General features: G+C 42.9%; 15 protein-coding genes. 4 read left to right on the forward strand and 11 right to left on the reverse strand.

All coding sequences use genetic code 11. From position 1 onward, the window contains the following. From B4H32_RS07720 to dapD, 4 genes are all read right to left on the reverse strand, one after another. The coding region (locus B4H32_RS07720) for a hypothetical protein (protein WP_286801329.1) at nucleotides 1-333 on the reverse strand (333 nt) is incomplete at its 3' end. Nucleotides 334-363: 30 nt separating this feature from the next. Further along, a complete protein-coding gene (gene queC, locus B4H32_RS07725) occupies nucleotides 364-1,032 on the reverse strand; it encodes a 7-cyano-7-deazaguanine synthase QueC (protein WP_286801500.1) in 669 nt (222 codons plus the stop codon). A gap of 71 nt (nucleotides 1,033-1,103) precedes the next feature. Beyond that, complete coding sequence (gene queE, locus B4H32_RS07730; RefSeq protein WP_286801333.1) at nucleotides 1,104-1,814, reverse strand: 7-carboxy-7-deazaguanine synthase QueE; 711 nt, start codon at nucleotides 1,812-1,814, stop codon at nucleotides 1,104-1,106. 103 nt (nucleotides 1,815-1,917) lie between these two features. Next, complete coding sequence (gene dapD / locus B4H32_RS07735; protein ID WP_286801340.1) at nucleotides 1,918-2,739, reverse strand: 2,3,4,5-tetrahydropyridine-2,6-dicarboxylate N-succinyltransferase; 822 nt, start codon at nucleotides 2,737-2,739, stop codon at nucleotides 1,918-1,920. Nucleotides 2,740-3,031: 292 nt separating this feature from the next. Between dapD and carO the strand changes: the two genes are divergently transcribed. Beyond that, the gene (carO, locus tag B4H32_RS07740; protein ID WP_286801343.1) at nucleotides 3,032-3,766 is read left to right on the forward strand and encodes an ornithine uptake porin CarO; all 735 of its coding nucleotides are present in this window, start codon (nucleotides 3,032-3,034) and stop codon (nucleotides 3,764-3,766) included. Nucleotides 3,767-3,937: 171 nt separating this feature from the next. Here the strand turns inward: carO and B4H32_RS07745 are convergent, their stop codons facing one another. The 6 genes from B4H32_RS07745 to B4H32_RS07770 all read right to left on the reverse strand — a co-directional run bounded on the left by B4H32_RS07745 (nucleotide 3,938) and on the right by B4H32_RS07770 (nucleotide 9,489). Then, nucleotides 3,938-4,861: a CysB family HTH-type transcriptional regulator gene (locus B4H32_RS07745; RefSeq protein ID WP_279675708.1), complete on the reverse strand. Its 924-nt coding sequence runs from the start codon at nucleotides 4,859-4,861 to the stop codon at nucleotides 3,938-3,940. A gap of 74 nt (nucleotides 4,862-4,935) precedes the next feature. After that, nucleotides 4,936-6,006, reverse strand: coding sequence for a sulfate/molybdate ABC transporter ATP-binding protein (locus B4H32_RS07750; RefSeq protein WP_004777271.1), 1,071 nt, complete (start codon nucleotides 6,004-6,006; stop codon nucleotides 4,936-4,938). 11 nt (nucleotides 6,007-6,017) lie between these two features. After that, complete coding sequence (gene cysW, locus B4H32_RS07755; protein WP_004676886.1) at nucleotides 6,018-6,902, reverse strand: sulfate ABC transporter permease subunit CysW; 885 nt, start codon at nucleotides 6,900-6,902, stop codon at nucleotides 6,018-6,020. Further along, on the reverse strand, nucleotides 6,899-7,732 hold the full coding sequence (gene cysT, locus B4H32_RS07760; RefSeq protein WP_004676888.1) for a sulfate ABC transporter permease subunit CysT: 834 nt from the start codon (nucleotides 7,730-7,732) through the stop codon (nucleotides 6,899-6,901). Before cysT ends, cysW begins: the two co-directional genes overlap by 4 nt. Nucleotides 7,733-7,816: 84 nt before the next feature. After that, nucleotides 7,817-8,419, reverse strand: coding sequence for an RBBP9/YdeN family alpha/beta hydrolase (locus B4H32_RS07765; protein WP_004761595.1), 603 nt, complete (start codon nucleotides 8,417-8,419; stop codon nucleotides 7,817-7,819). 62 nt (nucleotides 8,420-8,481) lie between these two features. Beyond that, complete coding sequence (locus B4H32_RS07770) at nucleotides 8,482-9,489, reverse strand: sulfate ABC transporter substrate-binding protein (RefSeq protein WP_004682657.1); 1,008 nt, start codon at nucleotides 9,487-9,489, stop codon at nucleotides 8,482-8,484. A gap of 251 nt (nucleotides 9,490-9,740) precedes the next feature. Between B4H32_RS07770 and pabC the strand changes: the two genes are divergently transcribed. The 3 genes from pabC to tmk are packed head-to-tail and all read left to right on the forward strand — an operon-like array spanning nucleotide 9,741 to nucleotide 12,239. Next, a complete protein-coding gene (gene pabC, locus B4H32_RS07775; RefSeq protein WP_286801364.1) occupies nucleotides 9,741-10,553 on the forward strand; it encodes an aminodeoxychorismate lyase in 813 nt (270 codons plus the stop codon). Nucleotide 10,554: 1 nt separating this feature from the next. Continuing rightward, the gene (mltG, locus tag B4H32_RS07780; RefSeq protein ID WP_286801372.1) at nucleotides 10,555-11,631 is read left to right on the forward strand and encodes an endolytic transglycosylase MltG; all 1,077 of its coding nucleotides are present in this window, start codon (nucleotides 10,555-10,557) and stop codon (nucleotides 11,629-11,631) included. Next, nucleotides 11,631-12,239, forward strand: coding sequence for a dTMP kinase (gene tmk, locus B4H32_RS07785; RefSeq protein ID WP_286801376.1), 609 nt, complete (start codon nucleotides 11,631-11,633; stop codon nucleotides 12,237-12,239). The genes mltG and tmk overlap by 1 nt, the downstream gene beginning before the upstream one ends. 27 nt (nucleotides 12,240-12,266) lie before the next feature. On the opposite strand, the gene B4H32_RS07790 is transcribed toward tmk, so the two are convergent. Next, a partial coding sequence (locus B4H32_RS07790; RefSeq protein WP_286801384.1) for an FAD-binding protein occupies nucleotides 12,267-13,196 on the reverse strand: 930 nt, incomplete at its 5' end.

Genomic DNA, 13,196 nt, shown 5'->3' on the forward strand with positions numbered 1-13,196 from the left:
AGCCTGTAAATCCTTATTCTGTTGCTGTACAAAGGCAAGGGAGCTTGGGCTTTTATTGGCATTGATTGCACTTTGAATTTCCCATTTTTGTGCTTCAGTTACTTTGCCCTGTGCCTCAATATTACAAGAACAGAATTTGCTGACTTCTGCCGCTGTCAGTTTTCCACCCTTTGTGGTCTGGTCTTTACACACATTGATCAATGCAGATTTGACATTGGTACTTTTATACGCAGCTTTGAGTGGATTCTCATCCGCAGCATGGGTTGCCGTTGCAAGTAGGGCAGCCGCCGACATCATGGTGGAAAGAATAAGATTTGATTTAAAAAACTTCATATATTGTACCTAATTATAACCCTATATCGTCTATTCGGTATAACGTGTAGGATCCGCAATACCTGCTTCGATAAAACCTTGTTGACGTAAACGGCAACTGTCGCATTTGCTACACGCACGTCCTTGAGCATCTGCTTGATAGCAGGATACTGTTTGGCTATAGTCTACGCCATGTTCGATACCTAAGCGTATAATATTCGCTTTGGATAAATGTAACAAAGGTGTTTCAATTTTCAGGGGTTTTCCTTCCACACCCGCTTTTGTTGCCAAACGCGCAAGATTGGCAAATGCATCAATAAACTCAGGACGACAGTCAGGATATCCTGAATAATCAACGGCATTGACCCCAATCACGATGGCTTCGGCATCAAAAACCTCAGCGGCGGCAAGCGCATAGGACAGGAAAATTGTGTTACGTGCAGGAACATAAGTTACAGGAATACCTTCCTGTAATTGTTCAGGTACATCAATGTTATGGTCTGTAAGTGCTGAACCACCTAAATTGCCAAGATCAATATTAATCACACGATGTTCTACACCTGCTCGTTGTGCGAGTGCTTTGGCTGCATCAAGTTCGGTGGTTGAGCGTTGACCATACATAAAGCTAATGGCAATACATTCATAGCGTGCTTGCGCCCAGGCAAGACACGTTGTTGAGTCCAAGCCGCCAGACAATAATACGATGGCACGGGAACGCATATTATTTTCCATGATTCAACCTAAATATATTTAATGAAAGCAAGTCCAAAAATGAACCGATTTTGAACTGTTTAGCGACCAGATTCATCATTCCATAACAGTTTATGCAACTGTAGCTGGAAGCGAACAGGGAGATGGTCATCTAAAATCCACTGAGCTAAATCACGTGCAAGAGCAGGCAGGACAGCCGCACCTTTTTCAACGGCAAAGGCAGGGGAGAACCAAACGGTACTGACCTTATCCTGCAATTGAAAATTGATCAACTGTTGCTTCGACCATTCATAATCCTCACGATTACAAATCACAAACTTAATTTGGTCGTGCTGGGTTAAATAGTCAAGATTGGTTAGTAGATTACGATGGTCTTCTTTTGATGTCGGTGTCTTTAAATCCAGCACTTTGGAAACACGTGGCTCTACCTTTGAAACATCTAACGCACCACTGGTTTCAAGGGATACCTGAAAATCCAGGTCACACAGGCGCTGTAATAGAATTAAGCAATTCGGTTGTGCTAGTGGCTCACCGCCTGTGACGCAGATATAAGGCGTTTTATGCTGGCTTGCTGTTTCAATGATGTGTTCAAGTGACAGACGTTCACCGCCCTCAAATGAATAGGTGGTATCACAATAACTGCAACGTAATGGGCAACCTGTCAGGCGAATAAAAACGGTAGGTAAACCAAAAGTGTTCGCTTCGCCTTGCAAGGAATAAAAAATCTCGGTAATGCGTAAACCAGCCGCAGGATCGGAGACAGGAATTGCAGAAGAACGTAAGGAAGCCATAAAGAGTTACCACAAAATCAGCAAGCTATTAAAAAACAAAAATCTCTACGATCAGTGATAATCGTAGAGACGAGGAGCAGTATAAGCTCCGTGGTATTACATCTTAGTCAGCGCGTAACAAGTCATTCAAGCTGGTTTTTGCACGTGTTTTTGCATCCACTTTTTTCACGATAATCGCGGCATAAAGGCTGTAGGTACCACACTTAGATGGCAGACTGCCCGCAACAACCACAGAACCTGCTGGTACTCGACCATAATGGATCTCGCCAGTTTCACGGTCATAAATCTTGGTAGATTGACCAATGAAAACGCCCATTGAAATTACAGAACCTTCACCAACAATCACGCCTTCAACGATTTCAGAACGGGCACCGATGAAGCAGTTGTCTTCAATGATCGTTGGGTTTGCTTGTAATGGCTCTAATACACCGCCAATACCTACACCACCAGATAAATGTACATTTTTACCAATTTGCGCACATGAACCAACAGTTGCCCAAGTATCCACCATTGTGCCTTCATCCACATAGGCACCAATGTTGACATAAGATGGCATCAACACCACATTTTTTGCCTGGAAACTGCCACGACGAGCAACCGCAGGTGGTACAACACGCACGCCAGCTGCTTTAAACTGCTCTTCAGTCCAACCTGAGTATTTGGTTGCCACCTTGTCATAGAACTGTAGGTCACATGCTTCGATTGGCTGGTTGTCATTCAGTTTGAATGAAAGTAAAACGGCTTTTTTTAACCACTGGTGAACAACCCACTCACCATCAATCTTTTCAGCCACACGAAGTGTACCGTTGTCTAAATCTGCCAATGCTTGTTCTACAGCCTGACGAATTTCAGTAGGGCAGTCCGTTGCGCTATAGTTGGCACGGTCTTCAAATGCTTGCTCAATGATCGTAGAAAGCTGAGACATGATCTTCCTTCATCCAAAAAAAATTTTAAAGATTTTACACTAATTTGATCGAAGAATCTTTGAAAAAAGTCGTTACAATAAAGTGTTTTAAAATTAAGCAATAAAATTGTAATAAATTCGGATTTAATTGTTTTTTATACATTATTTTGAAATATACAATTATTCTGAATTTGTATCAAAAAATAACAAAAAAGTAATCAGTTTCTGTATAAAAAGATATGAATCATTATTATAATATAAAACCACGGTAACAATTATATTTAAGTAAAAGTGTTTTTTTGAGGAGACTTCAATGAAAGCTGTACGTATTCTTTTAAGTGCTGGTATTTTAACTGCAATCGCTGGAACAACTTTTGCAGCTGATGAGCGTATTGTGACAGATGAGGGTGTAGCAACTTTCTCTTTCATGAAACCAGCATCTGTTCGTGCGGAAGTAGGTACAACAGGTTATGGTGGCGCGATTTCTTACAATGCCAATCCATACGTGGGTGTAACACTGGGTTATAACGGTGGTGATATCTCATGGTCAGATGATCTCAAGATTAATGGTTCAAAGTATGACCTTGATATGGATAACAACAACGTTTATTTAAACGCTGAGATTCGTCCTTGGGCAAACTGGTTCTATGTTGCAACTGGTGTGGCATATCTTGACAATGACTATGGTTTAGAGCGCCGTGCAGGGCAAAATGCTTCATTTAAGGTCGATGGCGCACGTTTTGCAAACCCTGTTGGTACTACCCAGATTAACGGTACCATGAAATATAAAAATGATATCGTACCTTATTTGGGTGTAGGTTTCTCGCCTGCAATTACGAACCGTTGGGGCGTATTTGGAGAATTGGGAGCTTACTATACAGGTAACCCAACTGTTAATTTAAATGCTGATGCAGCTTCATTGGGATTGATTGGTGATGATGGTCGTACATTAGGTCAGGCAATTCGAGCTGAAGAGCGCAAAATTGAGAACAAGGGTACTTATGAATGGATGCCTTCTGCTAAACTTGGCGTGAGCTTCCGTTTCTAATACTTTAGTTGTTATAAAAAACGAGCGTAATGCTCGTTTTTTTATGTCTGCATGAAATTAAAAGATAGCAGTTCCAGAAAGTTTATAAGGTAAAAATAGATCATTATGAAAATCAAGATAATATGGTAAGGATAGGTATGGGGCGATGATTACATTGCTCCACCATAATCATTATTCTTCAGGATAGGCAACTTTTTTAAGTGCCCTGATATCGGTTTCAGGTGAGCATAGGGAAATAAACTCATAGCCATAACCACGAAGCAAATGTCCTTTGCGTACAGCAATCCATGTGGTATTGACACCAAAAATATCGGTTTTGATCTGTTGCAGACGATAATCCCGCTCAGCATCATAGGCGACATCATTGACAATCCCTACGCCCATATTCAGTTCAACATAGGTCTTGATGACATCGGCATCAAGTGCGGACATCACAATGTCAGCATGCAGTTGCGCATCTTCAAAAGCTTTATCAATTTTAGAACGACCTGTAAAACCTCCATGATAAGTAATTAGAGGATAGTCCGCTAAGATCTCGAGGCTGATCGTATCTAACTTTGTTAATGGATGCTCTTTTGGAGTGATAATGCTGTGATGCCATTCATAATAGGGCACACTTGCTAAGTTTTCTTCAGTTGTTAAAGACTCAGTTGCAATACCAATATCTGCCTCTCCTTGAAGCAACATTTCAGCAATTTCAACAGGGCTTGCTTGTTGTAAAACCAAATGTACTTTGGGAAATAATTTTTTAAATTGATTCACAATTGGAGGAAGTACATAACGTGCTTGTGTATGTGTGGTCGCAATTGTAAGTGTGCCTTCATCCACTTTATTAAAATCATCTGCGAGACGTTTAATATTGTCGGCGTCAACTAACATGCGCTCAACGATACTTAATAAAGATTGTCCTGGTTCGGTCAAACCAAGTAAACGTTTACCTTTACGTACAAAAAGTTGCACACCTAATTCATCTTCTAAATCTTTAATATGCTTACTGACACCAGATTGGGAGGTATAAAGTGCTGCAGATGCTTCAGTTAAATTAAAATTTTGGCGAACAGTTTCTCGAATAATTCTAAGTTGTTGAAAATTCATAATTTTTTCCACATGATGAGTGAGGAACGGTTAAAATCCTGCAAGGTTATATTAACCGTTCTCAAGTTATTATTCTAAGCGACTTGCGTTGTTTGGTCTGCAAATAAGTGCAGTTGAGCCGCGCTAATCCAAACGGTCTGATTTGGCTTGAATTGATGTAAATTCGCTTCTTCTACACTTAATAAAATTTCGATGTTACGTCCACTGCGATCTTGTAATTCAGCAATGACTTTACCAGCAATCCAGACTTCACGTAGAAACGTTGCCTCAATGGTATTGGGCTGTGGTTGTGCATGAATATGTAGTTCATTTGGTCGTGCAAAGGCGATCACTTTGCCTTGCGGTGCATCTAAGGTATTTGGAAGCTGAATACGATCATCACCAATGTGGATGGTCCCGCCGCTGTGTTCCCCCTCAAAACGATTGGCTTGACCTAAAAAGTCAAATACAAACGGTGTAGCGGGTTTTTCATACACTTCACGTGGTGAACCAATTTGTTCAACATCACCTTTGTTCATCACAATGATTTGATCGGCAACTTCCAGCGCCTCTTCCTGATCATGGGTCACAAAGATGGAAGTGATATGTAGTTCATCATGCAGGGTACGCAACCAGCGGCGTAGTTCCTTACGCACTTTGGCATCTAGTGCGCCAAACGGTTCATCTAATAACAACACTCTTGGTTCAACCGCCAAAGCACGAGCTAGCGCAATACGTTGACGTTGACCACCCGAAAGTTGGGCAGGGTAACGGTCAGCTAAAAAGCCCAATTGCACCAAGTCCAATAAACGAGTCACACGTTTTTTAATTTCAGCTTCTGTTGGACGGGTGGCACGTGGGCGCACGCGTAAACCAAAAGCGATATTATCAAACACAGTCATGTGGCGGAACAGAGCATAATGCTGGAACACAAAACCGACCTGACGCTCACGCACATGGATGTTGGTGGCATCTTCACCCTCAAGCAAGACCTGACCGCCATCCGCAGATTCAAGTCCTGCGATGATGCGTAACAGTGTGGTTTTACCGCAGCCAGATGGACCGAGCAATGCCACCAGTTCACCCTCAGGAAAGTCTAGGGAGATGTTTTTTAGCGCATGGAATGCACCAAAGTGTTTTTCAATATTTTTAACTTGAATACTCATGTGTTCATTCCTTATGTATTTGGCTGATGTTCGTTGGCTTGGTCTTGACGGATTTCTAACCATGTTTTCAAAATCAGGGTAATAATCGCTAAAAATGCCAGTAATGAAGACACAGCAAATGCAGCACTAAAGGTATATTCGTTATAAAGAATCTCAACGTGTAACGGTAAGGTATTGGTTTGGCCACGAATATGTCCTGACACCACCGATACCGCACCAAACTCACCCATTGCACGGGCATTGCATAGAATCACACCGTAAATCAGACCCCATTTAATATTTGGCAGGGTCACTTTCCAAAAGGTTTGCCAGCCTGAAGCACCCAAAACAATCGCAGCTTCTTCTTCCTCTGTGCCTTGCGCTTCCATGAGTGGAATCAGTTCACGTGCAACAAAAGGAACGGTAATAAAAATGGTCGCCAATACAATTGCGGGAACGGCATATAGAATCTTGATGTCATGATCCATTAACCAGCCACCAATCCAGCCTTGTGTACCGAAAATCAACACCAGCATTAAACCTGCAATGACAGGGGAAACCGAAAACGGCATATCAATAATGGTGGTGAGGATGGCCTTGCCACGGAATTGAAACTTAGCCACTGCCCATGCCGCGGCAACCCCGAATACCACATTGATTGGAACGGCAATTGCAGCGGTTAATAAAGTCAGCTTCACCGCAGACAGGGTATCTGAATCGGTCAGGGCATGGATATACACTTCAATCCCTTGTTTAAACGCTTCTACAAACACCAGAATCAGCGGCAAAATCAGGCAGCTCAGAAAGAAAATCATTGCCACGGTGATCAGCGTATAACGTACCCAGGTCGGTTCACGGGTTGCATCGCGGGCCTGTAACTTGAGTGCCAAGGCATTGCTATTGTTATTTAAGCTCATTGTGCAACTCTCCCTGTACGGCGGCTTGCCCATGCCTGTAATAAGTTAATTAAAAATAGGATGGCAAAGGAGAGAACCAGCATCACCACGGCAATGGTGGTTGCACCTGCATAATCATATTCTTCCAGACGGGAAATAATCATCAATGGTGCAATCTCGGTCTTATATGGCATATTTCCTGCGATGAAAATAACTGAACCATATTCACCAACACCACGGGCAAATGCCAGCGCAAAACCTGTCAGTAATGCAGGGAATAAAATTGGCAGAATCACCTTACTAATGGTTTGCCAGCGATTTGCGCCCAGTGCAGAAGCCGCTTCTTCAAGTTCCGTTTCAATGTCGCTGAGTACAGGTTGTACGGTACGTACCACAAAAGGCAGGCCAATAAAGATCAGGGCAAGGGTAATACCCAGCGGGGTATAGGCCACATGAATACCTAAAGGTTCAAGGTATTGTCCAATCCAGCCATTTTTTGCATACAGTGAGGTGAGGGCAATGCCTGCAACCGCAGTGGGTAACGCAAAAGGAAGATCTACCAGTGCATCGACAATTCTTTTGCCTGGAAAGCTATAACGTACCAAGCACCATGCCAGTAATAAGCCAAAAATCACATTGACTGTGGCGGCAATCAAAGCGGCACTAAAGCTTAGTTGTAGAGACTTTAAAATTCGTTCAGAAGTTAAGATTTCCCATAATCCGTCCCATCCAATCCCAAAAGATTTGATAAACACAGCAGATAAAGGAATAAGCACAATGAAAGACACGTAAGCGAGGGTAAAGCCTAAAGAGAGACCAAACCCAGGCAGCACTCGGGAACGCTGCGACATGATATTTCCTCAAGATGAGAGATGCTTGCTAAAGACCAGTAAGCAAATAAATAACGCGAAAACTAAAGATATGAAGAGCTGAGCTTAGGCAAATTTCAGGTTAAAATTTGCCTGACTCATTCGGTTTACAGGCTGCATCTTTTTTTCGGGCAGCATGTAATTGAGGATTTCAGGAAAAGGACCAAACCCAGATGCCACATTGATATGACCAACCTGACCCAGATTAATCGGAGTGAGTTTCCATGCCTGTGCAAGCTGTAACGCATCGACATAACCCAGCCATGGATCATTTTCACTAATCAATAATGTGGTCGGCACATCAATGCTGAGCTGATGAAAATATTGCTTGTAGTCCGTCAGACTATGACGGGCAAAGCCACTTTCACCAAAACGGGCAGGGTTGGCAGGTGCCACCAGAATCAGGTTTTCCACTTTTGCCCTGAGTTCAGGATGTTCAGCAAGTGCCGCAACACTGGTCAGGCAACCAAAACTGTGTGCAACGATTTGCACAGGCGATTTAATTGCTGCAACTGTTTTGACAAACTGGGCAACCCATTCATTTAATACTGGTCGGTCCCAGTGTTTTTGCTGCACACGAGAACTAGACACGAGTTGCTGTTGTAACCACGACTGCCAATGTTGTGCTTCACTGCCACCAACACCAGGAACAATGACTGTATGAACCATGTCTATTCTCCTTCTTAACTTCCCCCTTGCGCTGTTATCAACTACAGCGCAAGGAGACTTTATTATTTGCCTGTACTATTGGTCTTAACGATCTGGTCAAAAATACCGCCGTTGTCAAAGTGGGTTTTTTGTACCTTGGTCCAGCCACCAAACTCTTTATCAATTGTCACAAGCTTCAGAGGCTTAAAAGTGGTGCTATATTTCTTTAAAACAGCTGCGTTGCGAGGACGATAGAAGTTACGTGCTGCAATTTCCTGACCCGCTGGTGAATAGAGATAGTTCAGGTAACCACGGGCAATTTGCAGGTTGCCTTTCTTCTCGGCATTTTTCTCAACCACGGCCACAGGTGGCTCAGCAAGAATTGAAAGTGATGGAGTCACAATTTCAAACTTGCCTGGCTGCTCACGTACGGCAAGGAATGCTTCATTTTCCCAAGCCAGCAACACGTCACCGATGCCACGTTCAGCAAAGGTCGTGGTTGAACCACGGGCACCTGAATCAAGCACCTTGGTTTGTTTATAAATCTGGCGTACGAATTCCTGTGCCTTGGCATCATTACCACCTTTCTGGTGTTTTGCCCAAGCCCATGCTGCCAAATAGTTCCAGCGCGCACCACCTGAAGTTTTAGGGTTCGGGGTAATGATTTCTACACCTGGTTTAACCAGGTCGCCCCAATCTTTAATCTGTTTAGGGTTGTCTTTACGCACAAGGAAAACGATGGTTGAGGTATAAGGTGTTGAGTTATTTGGCAATTTCTTCTGCCAGTCTGCTGGAAGCAATTTTGCATTTTCAGCAATTTCATCAATATCCGCTGCAAGGGCAAGTGTCACCACATCAGCATTTAAACCATCAATCACGGCACGGGCCTGTTTGCCTGAACCACCATGGGATTGTTTGAAGTCAATGTCCTGACCTGTACGCTGTTTCCAGAAAGCACCAAACTGCTTGTTGAAATCGGTATAAAGCTCGCGGGTTGGGTCATAAGAGACATTTAAAAACTCTTGGGCTGCAAAAGAAGACACTGAGAGTAATGCGGCAATGACACCAACTTTTAACTGAGATAAACGCATGAAAAACCCCTTGAAACTAAATGAATGTTTGGAATATGGATGCAGCATAACGCCAGTTTTTTTGCAAAAAAAATAATAAAAAACGAATTTGATATGAAAAAAATGCAATTGCATAAAATAGATAAGCTATGCTGAATTATTGATAAATGATAAATTTTTATTCCAATGCTTAATTTGGTATAATTATTTAAAATCAAAGAGTTATTTATTGTTAATCATGTGGACTATTTGGATTGAAAGGTGTTTGAATCATGCAATGCTATAAAAATGGACAATTCATTGATTCTATTCCTTTACTTGATCGGGCATTTCACTATGGAGATGGCTGCTTTACCACAGCACGTATTTTTCAGGGAAATTTTGAACTAAAAGAATTGCACTTTGCACGTTTAAAAAGGGCTTGCCAGAGCCTGAGTCTGGATGCTGATCTATCCCAAATTGAAAAATCAATCGAGAAGTTACAACAACAGCATTCAAGCTTAAACGGCACCTTAAAGATCGTGATTAGTCGTGGAGAGGGAAGCCGTGGTTATAGCTTGCCTTTGCATCCAGCAGACATTTATCTTTGGTATTATCCAGCCACATTGCAGGCTTTCCAGCCTGAATGGATTGCCAGTGGCATGCTAAATCGTGCTTTGGGCCTGACCATGCCGAATCTGGTGGGCTTAAAAACCCTGAACCGTTTGGAACAGGTGTTATTGAAACAGGAAGCAGACCAGCAGGGTTGGCTTGAGGCATTGGTCAGTGATGTACAGGGTTATATTGTTGAAGGCGTGAGCAGTAATTGTTTTATTCGTATAAATGGACGGTGGATTACGCCAGAACTTCGTTATAATGGTGTCCACGGTGTCATGCGGGCAACTATCCTGTCGCGAATGCAGCAATCACAGATTGAATGTGAGCAACGCTATATTGGAATAGATGAGCTTGAGCAGATTCAAAGCCTATTTTTCTGTAATGCCTTGCACCCGATGAAAGCGGTTGTTCGATTTCATGATCGAGCTTTAGAGCAACAACCTTGTCTTGATTTATTTAAAACTTTAAAACTGAACCAGATTGATTAATATGCCAAAGCCGCCAAATTCAAGCAAAAGCAATAAAAAACCGAAAGCCACGCCGAAATCCAGATTTCCAGTGAAAGTATTTTTGGGCGCGATCATTATTTTACTTGTCATCCTGTTGAGCATTGTGGGCACAAGCCTGTTTAAGAATTATCCTGTTGAGGGCAAGAAACAGCTTTTGGTCATTTCTTCGGGCGATACCTATTCCAGATTTATTGACCGTCTTGCAAAAGAAAATAAGGTGAATTTTCCGATAATATTAAAGCTGTACCAGAAGTTCATGATTCATGACAGTATGAAAGCGGGTGTGTATGAAGTCACTCATGGCATGAGTGTTCGTCAGGTGCTGGATATGTTGTCGAATGCTGAAAATGCACAGATGAACCGTATTCTGGTGATTGAGGGAACAACGTTTAAGCAACTGGTTCAGAATCTTAAAAAAGACCCAAATGTCAGCAAAACCATTCTGGATTTGCCACAGGATCAATTGCTCAAGGAACTGGACATTCCATATTCACATCCAGAAGGTTTGTTTGCGCCTGATACCTATTTCTTTGCCAAAGGTGAAACGGACAAGAAAATCCTGACCGATTTATACCGCCGTCAAATGAAGTCACTGGATGAGGCATGGACAAATAAAGCGGCGAATCTCCCTTACAAAGATAAGTATGAAGCATTGATCATGGCTTCGATTATTGAGAAAGAAACCAGTCTGGACAGTGAGTTGCAACAGGTTTCAGGTGTGTTTGTGCGTCGTTTAAAAATTGGAATGCGTTTGCAAACAGACCCAACCGTGATTTATGGCATGGGTGATCAATATAAAGGGAATATCACCCGTAATGACTTACGTACCCCAACAGCGTATAACACCTATACCATTAACGGATTGCCACCAACGCCAATTGCTTTGCCAAGTAAAAAAGCAATTGAGGCTGCCATGCATCCAGATGACTCAAAAAATCTTTATTTTGTTGCCACAGGCAATGGTGGACATAAATTTACAGCATCGTTGGAAGAGCATAACCGTGCGGTACAGGAATATTTAACTGTGTTACGTTCAAAGAAAAATCAGGGTGAATGATGTTTATTAGTTTTGAAGGAACCGAAGGTGTGGGCAAAACCACGCTGATTCGCAAAATTCACCAGTATTTTGAACAGCAGGGTAAACAGGTGGTGCTCACCCGCGAACCAGGTGGAACGCCATTGGCGGAACAGATTCGCTCGTTGCTGTTGGCGGTGAATCATGAAGAACAAATGAGCCATGATACTGAGTTGCTACTGATCTATGCGGCACGGGCGCAACATTTACAGCAGGTGATTGTTCCAGCTTTGGAGGCTGGCAAGATTGTGTTAAGTGACCGTTTTACTGATGCCAGTTTTGCCTATCAATGCGCTGGGCGTGGTTTAAGTCAGGAAAAGTTGCAACTACTTAACCAAACGTTTATTTCGCATATGCCGAATATTACTTTCTGGCTGGATGCGCCGATTGAACTGGGTATGACCCGTGCCAGAGCGCGCGGGGCACTGGATCGTTTTGAGCAGGAAAAGCTGAGCTTCTTTACCAAGGTGCGGACAGGATATGAAAGCTTGTGGCAGGCTGAACCTGAACGGATTAAGCGACTGGATGCCACACAGAATGCTGAGCTTGTGTTTGAAGACGCCCTAAATTATGTAAAACAGCTTGCTTAGAAGCTGTTTTACATCGAATAAATATAATTACTCATTCACCAACGGCTGTTCCACTGCAAAATTTGGTGGTGTCAGAACAGTTTTACGAATTTCACTGGAGAGTTCAGGATAATCCAGCGTGTAATGCAGGCCACGCGATTCCTTGCGTTGCATGGCACAGCGAACAATCATCTCAGAAACAAGCACCAGATTACGCAATTCAATCAGATTCTTGCTGACACGATAGTCCTGATAATACTCCGTGATTTCACGTTTCAACATTTCTATACGATGTAAAGCACGTTGTAAACGTTTGGTGGTACGCACAATACCAACATAGTTCCACATGGTTGAACGCAACTCATCCCAGTTTTGCAGAATCACCACATCTTCATCCGCATCGGTGACCTGTGATTCATCCCACGCAAGAACCTCAGGGAATTTAAAGCCAGCATCAAATTTCTGTTCAATATCTTCCGCCGCACTCATGCCATACACAAAGCACTCAAGTAAGGAGTTGCTCGCCATACGGTTTGCACCGTGTAGACCTGTGTAGGAGGTTTCACCAATGGCATACAAACCTGTCAAATCGGTGTGGCTGCTGGAATCTACCATCACACCACCACAGGTATAGTGGGCAGCAGGTACAACAGGAATCATGTCCTTGGTAATGTCAATACCAAGCTCTAGCAGGCGTGCATAAAGTGTAGGGAAGTGTTCGGTAATAAATTCTGGTGATTTATGGGTAATGTCCAGCCATACATGGCGAATACCCAACCGCTTGATCTCGTAGTCAATGGCACGGGCCACAATATCACGGGGTGCAAGTTCGGCACGTTCATCAAAACGCAGCATAAAACGTTCACCATCAGGTAAACGCAGATAAGCCCCTTCACCACGCATTGCTTCAGTAATCAGGAACGAACGTGCTTTGGGATGGTATAAGCAGGTTGGGTGGAATTGGTTGAATTCCATATT

The organism is Acinetobacter sp. UBA2063 (genome assembly GCF_002333245.1).
Lineage (GTDB): Bacteria > Pseudomonadota > Gammaproteobacteria > Pseudomonadales > Moraxellaceae > Acinetobacter > Acinetobacter parvus.